Source organism: Corynebacterium capitovis DSM 44611 (assembly GCF_030440535.1).
Lineage (GTDB): Bacteria > Actinomycetota > Actinomycetes > Mycobacteriales > Mycobacteriaceae > Corynebacterium > Corynebacterium capitovis.
Genome location: NZ_CP047117.1, coordinates 357,265 through 377,276, shown reverse-complemented (window position 1 = coordinate 377,276; position 20,012 = coordinate 357,265). Strand labels below are relative to the sequence as shown.

The 20,012-nt window shown below is 65.9% G+C and carries 20 protein-coding genes; 10 read left to right on the top strand and 10 right to left on the bottom strand.

Annotated elements, in window-relative coordinates; all coding sequences use genetic code 11:
• Positions 1–23: 23 nt before the first annotated feature.
• A complete protein-coding gene (locus CAPI_RS01930; RefSeq protein WP_169331513.1) occupies positions 24–665 on the bottom strand; it encodes a substrate-binding domain-containing protein in 642 nt (213 codons plus the stop codon).
• On the opposite strand from CAPI_RS01930, the gene CAPI_RS01925 reads away from it, so the two are divergent.
• On the top strand, positions 658–1,494 hold the full coding sequence (locus tag CAPI_RS01925; RefSeq protein ID WP_169331512.1) for an extracellular solute-binding protein: 837 nt from the start codon (positions 658–660) through the stop codon (positions 1,492–1,494). The two genes, CAPI_RS01930 and CAPI_RS01925, sit on opposite strands and share 8 nt — an antisense overlap.
• Entirely contained in the window at positions 1,494–2,168 is a 675-nt protein-coding gene (locus tag CAPI_RS01920) for a DUF1868 domain-containing protein (protein WP_018017590.1), read from the top strand. Before CAPI_RS01925 ends, CAPI_RS01920 begins: the two co-directional genes overlap by 1 nt.
• 52 nt (positions 2,169–2,220) lie before the next feature.
• On the opposite strand, the gene CAPI_RS01915 is transcribed toward CAPI_RS01920, so the two are convergent.
• On the bottom strand, positions 2,221–2,841 hold the full coding sequence (locus tag CAPI_RS01915) for an HAD family hydrolase (RefSeq protein WP_018017589.1): 621 nt from the start codon (positions 2,839–2,841) through the stop codon (positions 2,221–2,223).
• 200 nt (positions 2,842–3,041) lie between these two features.
• On the opposite strand from CAPI_RS01915, the gene CAPI_RS01910 reads away from it, so the two are divergent.
• Positions 3,042–4,370 carry an O-acetylhomoserine/O-acetylserine sulfhydrylase gene (locus CAPI_RS01910; protein WP_026157137.1) on the top strand — a complete coding sequence of 443 codons (1,329 nt, stop codon included), beginning with the start codon at positions 3,042–3,044 and terminating at the stop codon, positions 4,368–4,370.
• A 1-nt stretch (position 4,371) separates the two neighbouring features.
• Positions 4,372–5,493, top strand: coding sequence for a homoserine O-acetyltransferase MetX (gene metX, locus CAPI_RS01905; protein WP_018017587.1), 1,122 nt, complete (start codon positions 4,372–4,374; stop codon positions 5,491–5,493).
• Here the strand turns inward: metX and CAPI_RS01900 are convergent.
• Together CAPI_RS01900 and CAPI_RS01895 are read right to left on the bottom strand one after the other, a co-directional pair.
• On the bottom strand, positions 5,490–5,807 hold the full coding sequence (locus CAPI_RS01900; RefSeq protein ID WP_018017586.1) for a DUF3017 domain-containing protein: 318 nt from the start codon (positions 5,805–5,807) through the stop codon (positions 5,490–5,492). The genes metX and CAPI_RS01900 overlap by 4 nt on opposite strands.
• On the bottom strand, positions 5,800–6,648 hold the full coding sequence (locus tag CAPI_RS01895) for a bifunctional methylenetetrahydrofolate dehydrogenase/methenyltetrahydrofolate cyclohydrolase (protein ID WP_018017585.1): 849 nt from the start codon (positions 6,646–6,648) through the stop codon (positions 5,800–5,802). Before CAPI_RS01895 ends, CAPI_RS01900 begins: the two co-directional genes overlap by 8 nt.
• A 25-nt stretch (positions 6,649–6,673) precedes the next feature.
• Here CAPI_RS01895 and CAPI_RS01890 point away from each other — a divergent pair, with 25 nt between their 5' ends.
• Positions 6,674–7,144: a tRNA (cytidine(34)-2'-O)-methyltransferase gene (locus CAPI_RS01890; protein ID WP_040356769.1), complete on the top strand. Its 471-nt coding sequence runs from the start codon at positions 6,674–6,676 to the stop codon at positions 7,142–7,144.
• A 1-nt stretch (position 7,145) separates the two neighbouring features.
• Here the strand turns inward: CAPI_RS01890 and CAPI_RS01885 are convergent, their stop codons facing one another.
• Complete coding sequence (locus tag CAPI_RS01885; RefSeq protein WP_018017583.1) at positions 7,146–10,268, bottom strand: error-prone DNA polymerase; 3,123 nt, start codon at positions 10,266–10,268, stop codon at positions 7,146–7,148.
• A 336-nt stretch (positions 10,269–10,604) separates the two neighbouring features.
• Between CAPI_RS01885 and CAPI_RS01880 the strand changes: the two genes are divergently transcribed.
• From CAPI_RS01880 to CAPI_RS01860, 5 genes are all read left to right on the top strand, one after another.
• Complete coding sequence (locus CAPI_RS01880) at positions 10,605–11,495, top strand: MetQ/NlpA family ABC transporter substrate-binding protein (protein ID WP_018017582.1); 891 nt, start codon at positions 10,605–10,607, stop codon at positions 11,493–11,495.
• 15 nt (positions 11,496–11,510) lie between these two features.
• On the top strand, positions 11,511–12,386 hold the full coding sequence (locus tag CAPI_RS01875) for a MetQ/NlpA family ABC transporter substrate-binding protein (protein ID WP_018017581.1): 876 nt from the start codon (positions 11,511–11,513) through the stop codon (positions 12,384–12,386).
• On the top strand, positions 12,386–13,414 hold the full coding sequence (locus tag CAPI_RS01870) for a methionine ABC transporter ATP-binding protein (RefSeq protein ID WP_018017580.1): 1,029 nt from the start codon (positions 12,386–12,388) through the stop codon (positions 13,412–13,414). Before CAPI_RS01875 ends, CAPI_RS01870 begins: the two co-directional genes overlap by 1 nt.
• Entirely contained in the window at positions 13,411–14,097 is a 687-nt protein-coding gene (locus CAPI_RS01865; RefSeq protein ID WP_018017579.1) for a methionine ABC transporter permease, read from the top strand. Before CAPI_RS01870 ends, CAPI_RS01865 begins: the two co-directional genes overlap by 4 nt.
• Positions 14,098–14,196: 99 nt before the next feature.
• Positions 14,197–14,811, top strand: coding sequence for an HAD hydrolase family protein (locus CAPI_RS01860; protein ID WP_018017577.1), 615 nt, complete (start codon positions 14,197–14,199; stop codon positions 14,809–14,811).
• On the opposite strand, the gene CAPI_RS01855 is transcribed toward CAPI_RS01860, so the two are convergent.
• From CAPI_RS01855 to CAPI_RS01835, 5 genes are read right to left on the bottom strand one after another with little or no spacing between them, the layout of a single operon-like run.
• Positions 14,794–15,681, bottom strand: a complete 888-nt coding sequence (locus CAPI_RS01855; RefSeq protein ID WP_018017576.1) for a sucrase ferredoxin — start codon at positions 15,679–15,681, stop codon at positions 14,794–14,796. The two genes, CAPI_RS01860 and CAPI_RS01855, sit on opposite strands and share 18 nt — an antisense overlap.
• A gap of 11 nt (positions 15,682–15,692) precedes the next feature.
• A complete protein-coding gene (locus tag CAPI_RS01850) occupies positions 15,693–17,231 on the bottom strand; it encodes a DNA polymerase Y family protein (protein WP_018017575.1) in 1,539 nt (512 codons plus the stop codon).
• 2 nt (positions 17,232–17,233) lie between these two features.
• Positions 17,234–17,941, bottom strand: coding sequence for a DnaE2-dependent mutagenesis accessory factor ImuA' (imuA', locus tag CAPI_RS01845; RefSeq protein WP_245531631.1), 708 nt, complete (start codon positions 17,939–17,941; stop codon positions 17,234–17,236).
• 57 nt (positions 17,942–17,998) lie between these two features.
• The gene (locus CAPI_RS01840; RefSeq protein WP_018017573.1) at positions 17,999–18,646 is read right to left on the bottom strand and encodes a LuxR C-terminal-related transcriptional regulator; all 648 of its coding nucleotides are present in this window, start codon (positions 18,644–18,646) and stop codon (positions 17,999–18,001) included.
• Positions 18,647–18,677: 31 nt separating this feature from the next.
• Positions 18,678–19,949, bottom strand: coding sequence for an HNH endonuclease signature motif containing protein (locus tag CAPI_RS01835; RefSeq protein ID WP_156806846.1), 1,272 nt, complete (start codon positions 19,947–19,949; stop codon positions 18,678–18,680).
• Positions 19,950–20,012 lie beyond the last annotated feature (63 nt).

Below are 20,012 nucleotides of genomic sequence, written 5' to 3'. Positions count from 1 at the left end.
CATCCCCATTAACTGCTTTCCGATTATTCCCCCGCGACCCGTGCCAGCGTCCGGCCGGGAATGAGCTCCCCGCCGATGGTGATGCTTACCGGGGAGAGGCGATTGTCCGGGGTGCCGAAGCGGTCAATTATGTCGATCATCTGGGCCATCGCCGTCTCCGCCACGCGCTGAACCGGCCAGCGGTAGGTGGTCAGCCCCATGACCTCCGAGCCGGGGAGGAGACCATCGCACCCAGTGACGCTCACATCGCCGGGCACGGAAAGCCCGCTCCTTTCGAACAACTCGATAAACCCCACCTGCCGTCGGTCCGACGGGCACATCACCACGCTGACGGCACCGCTTTGGACGAGCGGGAGGATGTAGTCGGCACCGGTGTCGTTGCGGACGTCGACAATAAACGGCTCGAGACCGGACCCGCGGATTGCGCCGATGGCCGCCGTCGCCCTGGTCCATTCGGGGATAGAGATTTCGGAATTGGTCCGCACAACGGCGATGCGGGTGTGTCCGGATTCCAAGACGCGCCGAGCGAGCTCCTCGCCCGCCGCCGCCGCGTCATAGGAGACCGCATGGACGAGCCTATCGGGCTCCGGGGTGCAGATACGCAGGATGGGGACTCGCACCATGAATGGCTCGAGCGCGCTGCTCGGGAGGTCGCCGGTGGCCACGATAAGCCCCGCAACCTTCATCCCCAGCAACTGGTGCAAAAAGGGTCTTCTCGACGCCATCGAGCAGGTCCACGCAAAGACCGGCAAGCCGGGCATTACCTTCCAGCACTCCGCGTGGTACATGGAGCAGCTGGCGGCGTCACTAGGCAAGGAGTTCTGCGCACCGGGCAATGGCGTCGGCAAGGAGCAGGCCACCGAGTTCAACCTCACTGACCCCGCGCTCGTGTCCGTGTGGCAGCGCATCTCTGACCTGTACAAGGCCGGCGCGATCCACAACCCGGGCACCGACGCCTCTGCCGCGACAGGCGCGTTCCTCGCCGGCGAAGTCGCCCTCCAGATGAACTCCTCGTCGAATTACGGCAACATCCAGAAGGGCAACGTCGCCTTCGACTGGTCCATCCACCGCATGCCGCGCGACACCGCAGAGTCCGGTGCCGCCCCGGGTGGTAACTCGCTGTGGGCCGTTAAGGAAGGCAACTCCGACGAGGAGATCAAGGCCGCGTGGGAGTTCATGAAGTTCATCGGCTCCGACGAGTCCCAGACGCAGATCTTCCAGGAGACCGGCTACCTGCCCACGACCACCACCGCGACGGAGAAGCTCTCTAACCTCACCCCGCAGCACGAGTCCCTGCTCGACCAGCTAGGCACCACCCCGGTCAACACCGTGAGCGCCGGCTGCCACACCGGTGCGCTCAACGACGCGCGCAAGAGCTACGCCGAGGCCATGTCCACCATCGCTAACGGCTCGGACGCCAAGACCGCGCTCGAAACCGCGAAGCAGGGCGCCGATTCCGCCATCGCCTCCTACAACACCCGAGCTGGTAAGTAGTGGCGGGCCTCGTTGGAACCCCTGGCACACTGGCCAAGTTCCGCACTGACGGCGTGTCAAAGGTGCACCCAGGATCGACCTTTGTTGCCGCCGTGCGGGAGGGTTCTGCGCTCCAGGAGGTTGGGGAGAGAATCCAAAGCGATGCCCGTTCGCGCGGGTGGGAGAGTGACTTCGCCTTCACGGTGCCATCGAGCTTCCACATGACGGTGCTCGAAGGGCCCGAGGCGAACGGCACCCTCCCGACCTGGCTCGAGGACGCCAACGACTTCCCGGAAGCCGTGGTCCGCATGCGCCAGCGCCTCGCGGAGGCCCGCATTGCCGCGCCGACGCGGCTGGAGATGAAGACAACCGGTGTGTTCGATCTCCACGAGCGGCTGACGTTTAAGCTCGTACCCGCCGACGACGAGGTCAACGCCGAGCTCGATAGGTTCCGGAAGCAAGCCGGGGCGGTCCTCGAGATCCCCGTGAAGGAGCTCAGTGAGTACCACTTCCACTCCACGCTGGGCTACCGGCTTACCGTGGCCGAGCCGGACGAGCCTGCCCTCCTCGAGGCGAAGGCCCTCTACGACTCCTGGGCCGCCGAGGTCACCTCGGTCGACCTCGAGCGCGTCGGGTTCTGCATTTTCAACGACATGCAGTCCTTCCCGCCACTGCTCTACTTCGATCCCGCGTAAGGGACCGTAAGGGACCGTAAGGGACCGTAAGGGACTCAGTATGCTGCGAGGCTTAGAGCGACAGTGTCTCGCGCGCCTTTTCAGCACCCTCCCATAGGTGGGCGTCCCACCCGAACTCGAGCGCCCCACCGATGTTGACCTGGCGATCATCAAAGAAGAACGTGGTCTCGCGCTCGTAGTCGGGGTAGCGCTCCTTGAGGCGCTCCTCGGCGATCTCGAAGATGCGCTGTGCCGGCTTGGCTACTCCGACCTCAGCGGAGAAGATCTTCACCTCAATCTCGCTGCCCCAGTTGGATTCGCGCACGGCCTTGATCATTGAAGTCGGCGCGTTGCTGAGCAGGCCGACGTGGTGGCCCCCGGCGCGGAGGTCCGCCAGCAGCTCTTCGGTCTCCGGCACGAGCACGGAGTTGCGTGCCCCGTCAAGGGCCCCGAGGCCCTCGACGTCGACTCCGGCGTAGGCGGATTCTTCCAGCCCGGCGTCCTGGAGCACCTTGGGCCAGTACTCCGCCTCGGTCAGCCCGAGGTCATAGTCGTCTCGATGTGCCCAGTAGCCACGCATAAGATCGTCAACTCTAACGATCACCCCGCTGTCGGTGAGGTACGACATGAGGCGGGGGATGCGGTCTCCCTCGGGGACGAGAACCTTACCGATGTCGAAAACGACGATGGACATGCGCATTCCTTCATTCGGAGCTTATCTAGACGGTCCCCATCATGGTATGTTCGTCATCCTTTCACCTCGCCATCAATACACCCGTTCATCTTCCGTTTTCCTACTCAGTCACCACATTTTTATTCACGTAAAAGTGCACGTAATCGCACTTATCAGACAGCTTGGTCCAGAAGATCACCGCGCACGGATACATTGGCCGCATGACCAAGTACGACAATTCCGACGCCCAGTCGTGGGCCTTTGAGACCCGCGCAATCCACGCCGGCCAGCCGGTCGACTCTGACTATGGGGCGAGGAACCAGCCTATTTACATGACGACGTCGTACGTTTTCAACGACGCCGCTCACGCCGAGAGCCGCTTCAACCTCTCGGACGCGGGCCCGATCTACACCCGCATCACGAACCCCACGCAGCAGGCGTTGGAGGATCGCCTCGCCAGCCTCGAGGGCGGGGTTGCAGCGGTCGCATTCGCCTCCGGAATGGCCGCGGAAACGGCCGCGATCACGAACCTGGCCTCGGCCGGTGACCACATCGTCACCTCGCCGCGCCTCTACGGGGGAACGGAGACGCTCTTTAAGATCACGCTCCCCCGCCTGGGTATCGACTTCACTTTCGTCGACAACCCCGACGACCCCGAATCCTGGCAGGCCGCCGTCCAGCCGAACACGAGGGCATTCTACGGCGAGACTTTCGGTAACCCCATCGCCGACGTCCTGGACATCCCGGCCGTGGCGGACGTGGCCCACCGCAACAACGTACCGCTTATCGTGGATAACACGATGGCCACGGCTGCCCTCGTCCGCCCGCTCGAGCTCGGGGCCGACATCGTCGTCGCTTCCACGACGAAGTTCTACACCGGCAACGGTGCGGCCATCGGCGGCATTCTTGTCGACGCCGGGCGCTTCGACTGGACCGTCGAACGCGACGGGCAACCCGTCTTCCCCTACTTCGTCACCCCGGACCCCGCGTACCACGGCCTGACGTACGCTGACCTGGGAGCCCCGGCGTTCGCGCTCAAGGCACGCGCGGGCATCCTGCGCGACACCGGCGCGGCCATCTCACCGTTCAACGCCTGGGTCGCGCTGCAGGGCCTGGACACGCTGGGCCTCCGTGTCGAGCGCCACAACGACAACGCCCGACGCGTCGCGGAGTTTCTCGCCGCGAGCGACAAGGTCGCCTCTGTCAACTACGCGGGCTTGCCGGACTCGCCCTACTACGAGGTGAAGGAAAAGCTCGGGCTCCCGCACACCGGTTCCGTCCTCTCCTTCGACCTCGCGGGCGACCCGAGTGACCGCTCGAAGGCCTGGGCATTTATCGACGCCTTACAACTCCACTCCAACCTGGCCAACATCGGCGACGTCCGCTCGCTGGTGGTGCACCCGGCGTCGACGACCCATTCGCAGTCCGACGAGGCGGGCCTGGCGCGAGCCGGGATCACGCAGGCGACGGTACGTCTGAGCGTGGGCATCGAGAGCATTGATGACATTCTGGCTGACCTGGAGCGGGGCCTCGCCGCCGTCGAAAAGTAAAGTGGCCGTTCAGCACGTCGACATTGGGGACCTGTCCACAGAGGCGGGTGCGCTCGTACGCGATACGACCATCGCGTACGAGCAGTGGGGCGAGCTGCGCGGTGACCCCCACGGGGAGAACAACATCATGCTCGTCGAGCATGCCCTGACTGGTGACACCAACGCCGCCGAGTGGTGGTGCGAGGTGATCGGGCCGGGCCAGGCGCTCGATACCGACCGGTGGTGCGTGATCTGCACGAACGCGCTGGGCAGCTGCTACGGCTCGACGGGCCCGGCAAGCCGGCACCCCGACGGGGGCGCGTGGGGGTCACGCTTCCCCGCCATCTCTATCCGCGACCAGGTTCACGCCGAGCGCGTCTTTTTGAACAAGCTGGGCATCAGCCACGTGCATTCGATCCTCGGCGGGTCGATGGGCGGGGCGCGCACCCTGGAGTGGACGCTCATGTACCCCGAAGCCGTCAGTTACGCTTGCGTGCTCGCGGTGTCGGCCCGCGCGAGCGCGTGGCAGATCGGGATTCAGACGGCGCAGCTCTCCGCGATCACGCGCGACCCGAACTGGCACGGCGGCGACTACTACGGCACCGGATGCTCCCCCGATGCGGGTCTCGCCGCCGCGCGCCGCATCGCGCACCTGACGTACCGCGGCGAACTCGAAATCGACGAGCGATTCGGCACCTCCTCCCAGCCTGGCGAGGACCCCCTCGGACCGTACCGGAGCGACGAGCAGCGCTTCGCGGTGCAGAGCTACCTCGACCACCAGGGGCGCAAGCTCGTCGAGAGGTTCGATGCCGGGGCCTACGTGTCGCTCACGGAAACGCTCAACCGCCATGATGTCGGGCGCGGGCGCGGGGGGTTGAACAAGGCGCTGGCCAGCTCGACGGTGCCGACGATGATCGTGGGCGTGGACACCGACATCCTCTACCCTTACCATCAGCAGGAGCACCTCTCCCGGAACCTGGGCAACCTCATGGCCATGGCCAAGCTGTCCAGCCCCGTCGGCCACGACGCATTCCTCGTCGAGGCCCGCCAGATGGACCTCATCCTGCGTCGTTTCATGGCCTTGACCGAGCAGACACCCTCGCCTCACGACGCCGCCGCCACCCGCGGCTTCTACGACATCTAAGACCCCAGCGAGTCCACCGACCACGCCAGGACCATCATTCCCAAGCCGATAACCGTACAAAACGCGGCGTCGAAGCGGCGAGAGCGCACGGCGAACAGCCCGATCACCTGGGAATCACACGCCCATCGCAAACCCGCGAGCCACAGCAGGGCAGCGCCGAGGGTGAAGGTGGCGCGCCTCCAGTGCTCGGTGGCGGCATACACACCCGAGAGGAAAAACCCGGCGAGGAACACCCCCAGCAGTGCGCGCTGCGCCCACATCGGCAGGGGCGACGGGGGCACGCCCGCGTCGTGGGGGTTATCCAGGCTAGGCAAGCTGCTCCGCCCGCTCGACGATGTTACGGACGAGGAAAGTCCGCGTCATCGGACCGACCCCGCCGGGGTTCGGGGAGACCCAGCCGGCTTTCTCCCAGACGTCGGGGGCGACGTCGCCAACTGTTGTTCCGTCGACGCGGGAGACCCCGACGTCGAGTACCGCCGCCCCCTCCTTCACCATGTCCGCGGTGATCATGTGGGGCCGTCCCGCCGCGGCGATGACCACGTCGGCCCGGCGCGTCTCAGCCGCGAGGTCCTTGGTCCCGGTGTGGCACAACACGGCCGTCGCGTTGACCGACTTCACGGTCAGCATGAGCGACATCGGCCTTCCGACGGTCACTCCCCTGCCCACCACGCACACGATCGCCCCGTTGAGTTCCACTCCGAAACGCTCCAAGAGCTGCAGTGACCCGTGCGGGGTGCAGGGCAGCGGCGCGGGCTCACCTAGTACGAGTTTGCCCAGGTTGACCGGGTGGAGCCCGTCGGCGTCCTTGGCCGGGTCGATGAGTTCAAGGACGCGGTTCTCGTCGAGGTGCTTCGGCAGAGGGAGCTGGACGATGTAGCCGGTGACAGCCGGGTCGTGGTTGAGCTCGTCGATAAGCGAATCCAGCTGCTCCTGCGTCGCGTCCCCGGGCAGCTCCTTCATGATCGACGCGATGCCGAGCTGCGCGCAGTCGCGATGCTTCATGCGCACGTAGTTCTGACTGGCAGGGTCCTCCCCCACGAGGACCGTAGCCAGGCCCGGCGTGATGCCGCGCTCCTTCAGCGCCTGGACGCGGCGCTCAAGGTCGGCGAAGATTTCCTCGCGGTACAGATTTCCGTCCAGTTTGATCGCAGTCACGCACCCGATTCTAAACTCTCCCATCGTGTGTGCCCTGCATGTCATCTTTGACAACCCCGTCATTCCCTCGAACACCGGCAACGCGATCCGCCTCGCAGCGGTCACCGGCGCGGTGCTTCACCTCGTTGAGCCCCTCGGCTTCACCATGGAGGAAAAGCACCTGCGCCGCGCGGGCCTGGACTACCACGACCTCGCAGATGTAGTCGTCCACCCCGACCTCGACGCCTGCTTCGAGGCGCTGCCCGAGTCCCGCATCTTCGCCTTTACGACGCACACAACCGCCCACTACCACGACGTGGCCTACCGCGACGGCGACGCCCTGCTCTTTGGCACCGAGCCGACCGGCCTGCCGCACGAGCACCCCCACCACCCGCGCGTGACGCAGCGTGTGCGCATCCCCATGCTGCCCGCGCGCCGGTCGATGAACCTGGCCAACTCCGCATCGATCGCGGTGTACGAGGCGTGGCGGCAGCTGGGTTTTGCCGGGGGTGTGTGACTTAGTGAAAATCTCGCGACCCCCGTGACAGCCACTCCCCCATCTCCAGCGGTTCGAACTTGTCGGCGACGACGTTGACCGCACCGGTTTCGTTCTGCACAATCCCGCGCACGATCAGGGCTTTGGCCGTCCGCGCGAGCACCTTGTGCCGGTTCCACAATCCGGGCGAGACCACCACGTTGATCAATCCTGTCTCGTCCTCCATGCCGAAAAACGTCACCCCGGAGGCCGTCTGCGGCCGCTGCCTGTGCGTGACCACGCCGGCCACGCGCACGCGCGTCCCGTCTTCCACCCGGGAAAGGTCAGCGGCGGTGCAGATACCGCTGGCAAGCAATGCTCCCCGCACGAGTTCCATCGGCTGGGCGTCGTGCGTGACTCCCGTCGCCGTGATGTCGGCCGCCATCAGTTCGAAGGCGTTCATGCCGGGTAAGGCGGGCGCCGCGATCGCGCTCAGCCCCGGCAGCATGCCCTCACGCTCGGTCGCGGCGACGCCCGCTTGCCATAATGCTTGGCGACGGTCCACGCCAAAGCACTCCACCGCCCCCGCACGAGCCAGCGCCTCGACGTGCTCCACGCTCAGCTCCGCCCGGCGCGCGAGGTCCGGGATACCCGAAAACGGCTGCGCCGCCTCGATCCGGTCGGCGGCGTCCTCCCCCAGTCCCTTCACCAGGTTCAGCCCGACCCGAATCGTGGCGCTATCGACGCAGCGGGCCTCTGTGCCGGACTCGTTCACGCTAACCGGCAACACCCGAATGCCGTGGCGGCGGGCATCCTGGATGAGCGATTGCGGGGAATAAAACCCCATCGGTTGCGCACGCAGCAGGCCGACGCAGAACTGCGCCGGGTAGTAGCGCTTGAACCACGCCGAGAAGAACACCAGCGAGGCGAAGGACTGGGAGTGCGATTCGGGGAAACCGTAGGCGGCGAAGGCCACGATCTTTACCCACAGTTTCTCGGCCGTCGCCTCGTCAATCTGGTTCGTCTCCCAGCACCCGTCGAAAAAGCGCGCCTTGAGCGCCGCCATCTTGGCGGGGGAACGCTTCGACCCCATCGCGCGCCGCAGCGAATCGGCCTCCCGCCCGCTAAACCCGGCCGCGTCCACGGCGATCTGCATGAGCTGCTCCTGGAATAACGGCACACCAAGCGTCTTGCCCAACGACTTCTCCAGCACCGGGTGGTCGTAGGTGACCGCCTCCCTGCCGTCGCGTCGTCGCAGGTAGGGGTGGACGGACCCGCCCTGGATGGGCCCCGGGCGGATGAGCGCCACCTCCACGACGAGGTCGAAGAAGCAGCGCGGTTTAAGCCGGGGCAGGGTGGACAGCTGGGCGCGGGACTCCACCTGGAACACGCCCACGGCGTCGGCGCGGCACAACATGTCGTAGACCGACGCGTCGGTCACGTCGAGCTCCCACAGGTTGACCTCGCGGCCCGTGGTGTCGCGTACCAGGTCGATCATGTGGTGCAGCGCCTCCAGCATGCCGAGCCCCAGCAGGTCGAACTTCACCAGGCCCGCCGAGGCGCAGTCGTCCTTGTCCCACTGCACCACCGAGCGGCCCTCCATCCGCGCCCACTCCACCGGCACGACATCGGCGATGGGACGGTCGCAGATCACCATTCCGCCGGAGTGGATGCCTAGGTGGCGGGGTTGCCCCTTAAGCTGCGCCGCCAGCGCCGCCACCGCTTCCGGAGGGTCACTGATCCCCTTCGACCAGGAGTCCGCCGCTCCCTGGGCGTAACCGAGTGCGCGGGCGGCGTCGCGGATCGCCCCCTTCGTGCGGTAGGTGATCACGTTGGCTACCTGCGCGGCGTTGTCGCGCCCGTAGCGCTCGTAGACATACTGGATCACCTCTTCGCGCCGCCCCGATTCGATGTCGAGGTCGATGTCGGGCGGGCCGTCACGATCCGGGGAGAGGAAGCGCTCGAAGAGCAGACCGGCGCTGATCGGCTCCGCGTTGGTAATGCCGAGCGCGAAGCATACCGCCGAGTTCGCCGCCGAGCCCCTCCCCTGGCAGAGAATGTTTTCCCGGCGACAGAAGTCGACGATGTCGTGGACGATGAGGAAGTAACCGGGAAAGTTCAGCTCCTCAATCACGCCGAGCTCGTAGTCGATCTGTGCCATCGCCTTGTCGCGGATGTCTGCCGGCCGGGTGGCGTAGCGGATCTCCGCGCCCGCGCGCGTGATGCGGCGCAGCCAGCTCATCTCATCAAAGCCGCGCGGTGTGGGAAAGCGCGGCAGGTTCGGGGCGACGAGGTTGAGGGTGAAGGCGCACTGCTCGCCGATCTCCAGCGCGGTGTCGATCTTGTCGCGCGCCCCGGGCAGCATCCGCTCTATCTGCTCGGCGGAGCGCAGCCAGTTCGCGCCCATCGGGTGGAGGTGCGGGTGGGCGGCGCCAAGAGAATCGCGCCTGGCCAGCGCACGCTTCGCCGCCGCCAGGCGCGCGGCTTCGCGTGTCGACGCCCCCGGGGCCGCCGTGACAATCGCCGGCACGTGTGGGAAGCGATCGAGCGCCGCGTGGTGGTCGGCGTCCTCCGGCGTCATCGACACCTCGTACTCGCGCACTACGTTATCGCCAAAGAGTTCGACCAGGCGATCGATCTCGCCCACCCACCGCCACCCCGCCAGCACGATGCAGGTGCCGCCAAGCCGGTCGGCGATAAGCTCTAGCGGCGGGTAGGCTACAGCCCCCTTCTCCCTCGTCGCCATGCGCGCCGCGGCGATGAGGTGGGAGAGACGCCGGTACCCCTCCGGCCCCTTGGCCAGCACCGGGAGGACCTGTTCGTCCAGGGTAAGCTCCGCCCCAAAGACCGTATTGACGCGATACTCCGCGGCGGCCTCCGCAAACTTCACCGCGCCGTAAAAACCGTCCCTGTCCAGCAGCGCAAGCGTCTCGACGCCGAGTTCTTTCACCCGTCGCACCATCTCCTCCGGCTCGCTCGCCCCGCCGAGGAAGCTATACGACGACACCGCGTGCAGCTCGGCGAAGGGCGCCACGGCGGGGCGCTGCGCGGCGATGCCGACCCCCGGACGCGTGTGCTCCACCGGCACCGGCACCGGCCCGGGGCGGCCGGAGAGGATGCGCTCCATCCGCGACCACGACAGCGGCACCCCACCGTTGAACCTCATGGGGGTGAGGGTAGCAGTATTCGAATGTGTTTTCCATTCTTTCCAAACCCGGGCAGGTCAACCTGCAGGTGCCCCCCTCAACTCGGGGCAAGTTCGGGGCGTCCGGATGCCGCAATGCCGTCGTGGCTGCGGCAGCGGTCCAGGCGGCTCGCTTTCAGAGCTGCCCTCCGGGGTCTTTTTCCGTGGGTGGGCAGCTTCCCGCCGAGGCCCACCCCACTACCAAAGCACCCAAAAACCGACGCAGTACAGACCCGCCAGTGCAGAAAATAGACTAAGCGGTACAGGCAGTGATAAATTCAAATTCCGAAACAGTACCCACGATACGAAGGAGCCCTCATGCGCCTCAACCGCGTGATCGCCACCATCGCCGCCGCCGGCATCGCCGCGGGCAGCCTCGTCGCTTGCTCCGGCGAGTCAGCCAGCACCGGACCCACCACGGCGGCCGACGGCACCACCACAATCAAGATCGGCACCACCGACGCCGACCAAGAGGCGTGGTCCGTCTTCTCCGACCTCGCGGCTGACCAGGGCATCAAACTCGACATCGTGTCCTTCTCCGATTACGCGCCCGTCAACGAGGCACTCGCGCAGGGTGAGCTGGACGTGAATAAGTTCCAGCACATCAAGTACCTCGCGGCGTACAACAAGAGCTCGGGCAAGAACCTGCGCATCGTGGGCTCCACCGAGATCGTGCCGCTGGCCTTGTTCTGGAAGGACCACACCAGCCTCGACGGCATCGAGGGCCAAGAAGTAGCCGTGCCGAACGACCCGTCGAACCAGGGCCGCGCCATCAACGTCCTCGCGCAGGCGAACCTGGTCACGCTCAAGGACGGCGTTGCGGATACGCTTACGCCTTCGCCTGCGGACATCGACCAGCCGGCCTCAAAGGTAAAGATCGTCCCAGTCGACGCCTCCCAGACACCCTCCGCTTACAACGAGGGCCGCCCGGCGATCATCAACAACACCTGGCTGGACCGCGCCGGCATCGAGCCTTCCCTGGCCGTCTTCCAGGACGACCCGAACTCAACGCAGGCCGAGCCCTACATCAACGTCTTCGCGGTCCGCGCCGATGATGTAGGCAACGAAACCTTGAACAAGCTCGTTGAAATTTGGCACAACCCAGCGGTCACAGAGGCCGTCGCCAAGGATTCAAAGGGCACCTCCGTCCCGGTTGAGCGCGACAAGGACGAGCTCAACGCCATCCTCGACCGCCTGCAGAACAGCTAAGTAAAGGAACTTCCTATGCACATCAACCGCCTTATTGCTGCGGCCGCTGCCGCCACCATCGCCGCCGGTGGCTTGACCGCCTGCTCAAGCGACTCCTCCAGCGACGGCCAGAACGTCACCGTGAAGATCGGCACCACCGACGCCGACCAGAAAGCGTGGACCGCCTTCGAGGACAAGGCAAAGGAGGAGGGCGTCAAACTGGACATCGTCCGCTTCTCCGAGTACCCGACGGTCAACCCGGCGCTCGACGAAAGCCAGATTGACGTCTCGAAGTTCCAGACGATCAACTACCTCGCGCAGTACAACGCCTCCTCCGGCAAGAACCTGCGCATCATTGGCTCGGGCGAAATCAACATTCTCGGCCTGTTCTGGAAGGATCACACCAGCCTCGACGGTATCGACGGCCAGCAGGTCGCCATCCCCAACGACCCGTCGAACCAGGGCCGCGCCATCAACGTGCTGGTCCAGGCCGGACTCGTCACCCTGCATCCGGGCGCGCCGCAGCTCACGCCGACGCCGGCCGACATCGACGCCTCGGCGTCGAAGGTCTCCGTTGTCGCCGTGGACGCCTCGCAAACCCCCTCGGCCTACAACGAGGGCCGCCCCGCGATCATCAACAACAACTGGTTGGAGCGCGCCGGGATCGACCCGGGTAGCTCAGTTGCCGCCGACGACCCGAACTCCGAGCTCGCTGAGCCCTACATCAACGTCTTCACCGTTCGCGCAGATGACGTCGACAACGAGACCTACGCCAAGCTTGTCGACGCCTGGCAGTCCGACGAAGTCACGGCGGCCCTCAACGAGGACTCCAGCGGCACCGCCGTCCAGGTGAAGCGCTCCAAGGAGGAGCTCAATTCCATCCTTGACCGCCTTGTGGAGGACTACAAGTAATGACCGGTACCGGCACCCGGGTTGAGTTCCGGGAGGTCTCGAAGGTTTTCACCACCGGTAGGCGCACCGTCACCGCCGTCGACGGTGTCACGCTCACTGTGGAACCGGGGGAGATCCTCGGCGTCATCGGATACTCGGGCGCCGGCAAGTCAACCCTCGTGCGCCTCATCAACGGCCTCGACAAGCCAACGGGGGGGCAGTTGCTTCTCGACGGCACCGACGTCGCCGGCATGAGCGAGGCGAAGCTGCGGGGAATCCGTCGCAACGTGGGAATGATCTTCCAGCAGTTCAACCTTCTGCAGTCGCGCACAGCCGCCGGCAACATCGCCTACCCGCTGGAGTTGGCGGGCATGCCGAAGGAGCAGCGCACGGCACGCGTCGCGGAGTTGCTCGACTTCGTCGGCCTCGCCGACCGGGGCTCGAGCTACCCCGAGCAGCTGTCCGGCGGCCAGAAGCAGCGCGTCGGCATTGCTCGCGCGCTGGCCACCAACCCCTCTCTCCTGCTCGCCGACGAAGCCACCTCCGCCCTCGACCCGGAGACGACGCACGAGGTGCTTGGCGTGCTGCGCCGGGCGAACGAGGAGTTCGGCATCACGATCGTGGTGATCACCCACGAAATGGAGGTGATCCGCGCCATCGCCGACAAGGTCGCGGTGATGGAAAACGGCCAAGTGGTCGAGTACGGCTCGACCTACGAGGTCTTTTCTAACCCCCGCACCCGCGTGGCGCAGCGCTTCGTGTCCACCAGCCTGCGCAACACCCCGGACGAGGTGGAAACCCGCGATCTGCGCGCCCAGCCTGGCCGGCTCTTTACCGTCGACCTGCGCGAGAACTCGGGGTTCTTCGCGGCCGCCTCCCGCCTGCGCGAGCTAGGCGTGAACGTGCTGCCGGTGCACGCCGGCATCACTACCCTGCAAAACCATTCCTTCGGCAAGATGACGGTGCGCCTCAACGGCGACGACGCCGCCATCAATGAGTTCCTGCGCGAGCTGCAGAAAACCACCGAGATCGAGGAGATCACGCGATGACCGAGACAATCCTCGCCGCCGGCAGCCCCAACTGGGACCGGCTGGGGCCGACGTTCATCGAATCCATCGGCGATACCATGTTCATGGTGGCTATCACCATGGTCGTCGGCGGTTTCTTCGGCCTCGTGCTGGGCGTGTTGCTCTACACGACCCGCCCGAACGGCATTCTGAAAAACAGCGCCTTCTACTGGATAATCAACGTCCTGGTGAACTTCTTCCGTCCCATCCCGTTCATCATCATGATCGCCATGCTCTACCCCATCACGCTGAGCGTGGTCGGCACGACGATCGGTCGCAGCGCCGCGACCTTCGTGATGTGTTTCTCGGCGACGTTCACCGTGGCCCGCATCGTCGAGCAAAACCTCGTGGCGATCGACCCCGGTGTCATCGAGGCGGCGCGCTCGATGGGCGCCGGACCGTGGCACATCATCCGCACCGTCATCCTCCCCGAGGCGCTGGGCCCGCTCATTCTGGGTTACACGTTCATCTTCATCGCCGTGATCGACATGTCCGCGATGGCCGGTTACATCGGCGGTGGTGGCTTGGGTGACTTCGCCATCGTCTACGGCTACCGCCAGTTCCAGCCGGCGGTGACCTTCGCCGCGGTCATCGTCATCGTCGTCATCGTCCAACTGGCCCAATTCCTAGGCAACTGGCTGTCGAAGAAGGTGATGCGCCGCTAGGCGCTAGTGTGGGGCGCGTGAAAATCGCCGCGTTCGACTTCGACGGAACCCTCGGCCATTTCGGCCACGGGGCGCTCCCGCAGCGCCCTCGCGCACGGCATGCGCGGTTCCCGGCTCGCGTTCGACTACAACGTCTTATCCAATGGCGGCTCGGGGACGTCGTCAAGTGGTGAGCTGCTCTTCGCCCATCTTCTCGACGCCACGGTGCTCGACCACGCCATCACCGAGTTTAGCGACCGCGCGGGGGTGGCTGTCTTCGGCACCACCATCGGCGACATCGACGGCGTGTTTGCCAACAACACCGGCGCGCTCAGTGAGTTCACCGCCCATTTCACCCCGATGACGCGCGAGGACATCCCGCGGCACGACTTCGCTGTCGTCCCCCTCTGGGTACCCGGTGACCCCACCCTGCGCGACGAGGTCGCCGCGTGGGCAGTCGAGCTGGACGGGGTAAGCGTGGCGCGCAATCAGGATTACATCGACATCATGGCACCGGGCCGGTCTAAGGGTGCGGGCATCAGCGAACTTCTCGACGTCCTCCAGCTGCCCCGTGAGTCAATCAAGCTGTACACCTTCGGCGACTCCTGGAACGACCTCTCCATGCACCGCATCGCCGACGTCTCCCACAGCTTCGCCCACTCCCCCGCAGAGGTGCGCGCGGACACGGACCACGTGATCAGCTCGGTGGAAGATGCCCTAAGCGCTTACCTCTAGGACCTCCCACACCCTGCCGTTCTTCGGCGCGTCGCCGCAGGAGGAGACCACGCCCGCGACCTCCCGCTGCTGCAACGCCACCGCGTAGCGCTGCCCCGTCTCGCGGTTGCGCACGACGATAGTGGCAGCATCCCCCTCCACCGCCTCGGAGTCGATCTCGAGCTGGCCGTACTGCACCCGCACCCCGCCCCGAGCGAGATGCGCCGCAACAGCCACCTCCGCCGCCTGCGCGGGGGGCGAGAAGGTACCGCGCCCCCGGTTGCCCGGGACGAAGTAGAGCGCGCGCATGGCGTCGCTAATCAGCGCCTCGGTGGCCTCGAGGTTCATGCGCCCGAAGCTGTAGCCCCAGGGCATGAGCATCAGCGTGGCGGCGAAGCGGTGCCCCTTGAGGTGGGACGTCTCCCACACCACGTCGTGACCGGCGTTGAAGGGGTAGCGCCCGTTGAGCTCGTTGATCAGGGGGCGGCCCTTCATCGCGCAGCAACGGTCGCGTTTGCCGTGGGTACACACCAAGACCAAGGGCGCGAGCCGCGCCATGGCATCGTTGCGCCCCGGACCCCCCAGGTCGAGCTCCAAGATGGCCTCGGGCCCGCGGACATGCTTGACCTCCGTCAGCCCGATCTCAGTGTGCACGATATAGAGGTGGTGGTCGTCGATTTGACGCCCCTCGCGCGTGGAGTGCCGGATGAGCTGGAGGGACGCCCCCCACTTCTGCAGATGCGCCTTGATTCGAGCCGACAGCTCGGGGCCGAGCGTGTCCCCGTCCAACACATCGTGGCTCCACGACCCCGGCCACTCGAACAGGACGTAGACCCCGCCCTGTTTGGCGGTCCCGGGCAGGGGTTCAACCTCGACGTCGGAGCAATACACGACACCCCACCCTAGTACACAGCCTCGACCGCCCACCTCCCCCTCGACCACGCCAGGAGCCATGCGCTCACCCCGCCTTTTTCTTTCTTAGCGACGACCTGCAGCCGCGCCACCCGATTCGGCCGCTGCCCCCACCAGCCCTCGTCCGCGGGCCAGGGGCCCGCCCAGGCAGTCACCAGGTAGCGCTTCTCCCCCCACGCCAGGCCGTACGGCTCGGCAGTAAGCAGGGTCTCGGCGGTGACTCCGACGGCGGCGCCTGTGGCGTCGATAAGAATGATCCGGGAGGCGGGGTGGTCGATCCCCCCGCCGAGGCGCGCCGGCAGCGGGGCTGGGATCGCCCCTGGCCACGGCGCAGCCTCGACCTTGCGCGGGCTCTCCCCGTAAGGCACCAGCTCGATGCGTTCTGCGACACCCCGCCCACCGACGAGGTGTGGCTGCACCACCGCATCAATACCCAGCTGGGACTGAACCCGCTCCACCACCCGGCGCGCCTCGTCCCGGCTCGCCCCCGAAGACCATAGCTCCCCCACCGTCTCCGGCGCCGCCAGCTCAACGGGCTCCAGGATCAGCGACGCGATCGCGCCCGCCCCGCCGCTGCTCAACCAACCGTCCAACTGCCACCGCACACGGTCCGCTGTAGCAGTTTCCGTCAGCGCCTCCCGAGTGCGCCAGACCCGCTCCACACGGGCGCCATCTGTCAGCTCGGCGATCACCTTCAAGCGCAGGCAGTTGCTGCCCGCCCCCTTCAACTTCGCGTGTAGGCCGGCGGCGAGCGCGCGGGCTGCAAAGGCGGCGGTATCCACCCGCTCGATCGGTTCCTCTGGGGTGATGGCCACGGCGAGGTCTGCTACCGGCAGCTCAGGAGCTACGCGGCGGTCCGGGGCAGCCCGGGCTATACGGTGGATGTGCATCCCCGGGGTGCCAAAGCGTGTGGACATCGCGGTGGAGGGGATCTCGGCGACATCCCCCAATGTGGCGATTCCCAATTGCCCCAGCGCGCTCACCGTCTGCGGCTCCGCCCCCAGCGCATCCTCCGCCACCAGCACCCGCAGGGGTTGAGCAGCGAGGAACGCGCGGGAACCCCCAGGTGCCACGACCGCGGACGCTCGGGATGCGATGACGGCGGTGGACATCTCGTCGGCTACTCCCACAAGCGCGTCGATGCCGCGTCGCGCTGCGGCGTCGACAAGCATCTCCGTGGCCGTGCCCTCCCCGCCATGGAACGCGCCGGCCGCCGCCACGTCGACGGCCACCAGCCCTGGGCGCAGCACCTCAACCGACGCCGCTACGTCGTCGAAACTTCCGGCCAACGCAGCAAACATGCGGCCATCCCGATCGGGGTTGTCCTCCACTACCGTCAGTTCCGGTAGGAGCGCCTGCGCGTGGCGGACCTTCATGCCCCGGCGCACCCCGAGGGAGCGCGCCGCATGCGAACACGACTTCACCCTATGGTGGGCCACAACCGCGATCGGATCTTTCAGCTCATCGTCCGCGTCTAACCTGGCGGCCTGTATGGGCCAGTCCGGGAACCACACTGCGGCGACGCGCACAGCTACGTCACCACCCGCAGTCCCGGGCGCTGCAGCGGCGTACCCAGCGTGATCACGCGGGAAGCCGGGCGCGCGCCCTTGGCCTCCACACGGACACGGATATCAATGGCCGCGATCCGCCCCACCCCGCGGCCCACGCCGTGGACGTCCACGATCTCTCCCGTCACCGTGGCAGCTGGGGATGGGACGGACGCCCCCACGGTGACAAGCGCCGCGCGCCCCGTGCGCAACCGGGCCAGAAGGGGCCGCGCCCGCACCGGTGACAAGTCCACATGCTGGGCCGTCCGCATGACGACGAGGTCAAGCCCCTCCGCCAGCACCCCGGCCACCGTGACCGCGTCAAGGCCTGGGTCCGGCACCGCCACCACCCGTTCCAGGTTGCCCTCCCCCACTCCGGCGTAAGACAACTGCGGCCAACCCACCACCCCGGCAAAACCGCCCGTACCGGCGACGCGGTCGAGAATTTCCACGATGAGCGCTGGGGTGTCACTGACATGCGTGACCGCTTGACGGGGCAGACCACCGTATGGCAGAAGTGTTCGAAGTGGGCCCCCGACAATCACGGTGCCCGCGTCTTCCTCCTCGGACGGCACCGGGCCACCGCCCAGTGCAGCCATGCGTGAGCGGAGCTGGTCGATCTGTTCCGCCCTGCTCAGAGGGCGCGATTCCTCGGCCACTCCCTGCCGGGATCGAATGGGTGTTCTGCTCACACCCCAAGTATGCCCGCCACCCCCGACAGGGGCAACACTAAAGGTCAAACATATATTCTAATCTAGGGACCTGTCGGCGGCCCACCGCGTGAGCTGATGACGATTCGAGGTTTGCGTTTTGCGCAAGATATTCGACGCGTGCGTTTCCACCGTCTTCACCGAGATAAACAGCTGCTTCCCGATCTCCTTGTACGTATACCCACGAGCCAGCAACCGCAACACCTCTAGCTCCCGCCGCGTCAATGCATCCACCACCGGGTCCTCAATCTTGACGGGCTCCCCCTCCGGGTCGTCCACTACACCACCCGCCGCGAACGCGTCGAGTACGAATCCCGCCAGCCGGGGCGAGAAGTACGCATCCCCGCCGTGGACACGGCCGATTGCCTCCGCCAACTCGCCGCCGTCGATGTTCTTCGTCACGTACCCTCGGGCCCCGGCGCGGATCAGTGCGATGACGTCTTCCGCCGCGTCGGAAACGGACAGGGCCAGAAAGGTCGTGGGCGCCGTCACGCCGCGGATCACCGCTAGGCCGCCCCCGTCGGGCATGTGGACGTCGAGAAGAGCCACGTCCGGCTTTAGCTCGTCGATGCCACGGATGGCCGCTGCGACGTTTCCTGCCTCCCCCACGACGTCAACTTTGTCTGAAAGTTCCGCGCGGACGCCGGCGCGGAAGACGGAATGATCGTCGACGAGGAAGACTCTCATGGCTCCCAACCTACCTTTCGCACCCGTCGGCCTAGGCCGACGACCATGCGCTGGTGAATTCATCGAGGGTCAAGGCGTCATCACAGCGGACGGGTATGCCGTGGTTCGTGGAGACGAACCTCGCCCCGTTAGCCAGGATGAAGTGCACGTCTCCGCTGTCTTTGACGATGCGCGCCCACCCGTCCGTAACAAGGCCGTGGCACGCGGAGCAGAGGGGCAGCAAATTGTCCAGATCCGTCGTGCCCCCGTCTGCCCAGTCCTGGATGTGATGCATCTCCATGAATCGTGAGTGCGTGCAGCCCGGCATGGCGCACATCCCGCCCCACATCACCATGAGCGCGTTAACCTGGGCATCCGTGGCGAGCCTGAAGGACCGCCCGGTGTTGAGCACGAGGCCGGTTTCGTCGACGGTATTGACCCTCATCAGCCCGTTTGCCACAAGGTTCGCCACCGACTGCGCACCCGCCCCCGAGTTATTGGGTAGAAACGCCCGCCCATCCGACGTCACAACGATGTTGACGTGCGCCGCCGGGGTCCGCAGCGGGTTCTTCGGCCGGGCACGAACCATATTGACCATTCCCATGAACGAGGACAGCAGGACCTTCCCCAGCGGCAACCCGAACCCAGAGGCTGCCCTCCTCTTCTCCTGTACCTCGGGCCGTTTTTCCAGGTCATCGACGATGCCATCCAACCGCTCCCCGAGCGTTTCAGTGGGCTCTCCGGCCGGCACCTCCGTGTCGTAGTACGCGATTTCCCCTAGTTTGAGCGCTGCCATCACTTGCGCCCCCTCCGAGGGGCTGAACTCGGCCCAGAGCTTCACCCTTCCATCAGGTCGAGTGTTCATCCTCACGTAGGACCGCGGGCGTTCGCGCTCGCCGTCATCGTTGCGTGGTCTGCCTGCAAGCGCGATCTCGAGCTCGTGGTAACCCATGCTGCGTGCCATGCCCACAAGCTCTTCCTCGTTGCCTTCCGTCATGTACGGGAGAACCAGGCGCACCTTCGAATAGGACACCTCACCCGCCCCGAAAGCCCGTTCGAGCAGGGCAAATAGGCGCAGCGCACGGGCGAGCTTAACGTACTCGTGGGCGGTCGTGTTCGATACGCCGAGGCGCTGAATCAGCCACATCGCTGTTGTCGACGCTCCCATTCTGCGCGCCAAACCAAGCGCGTCGAACTGCCCGATACGCTGTAACAAGTACGCCTTTTGCCGCGTAATCCTCCCGAACACTCCGACAATGTCCGCCGTAATCTCCGCGGCAACAAAGTCTATCGACGTATTATTCGAACTCAAACCTGTAGCCATGGCATTCCCCTCCGAAACCGTGCCGATGAACACTTTTATTGTAACGAATGTTCGAACCGAGGT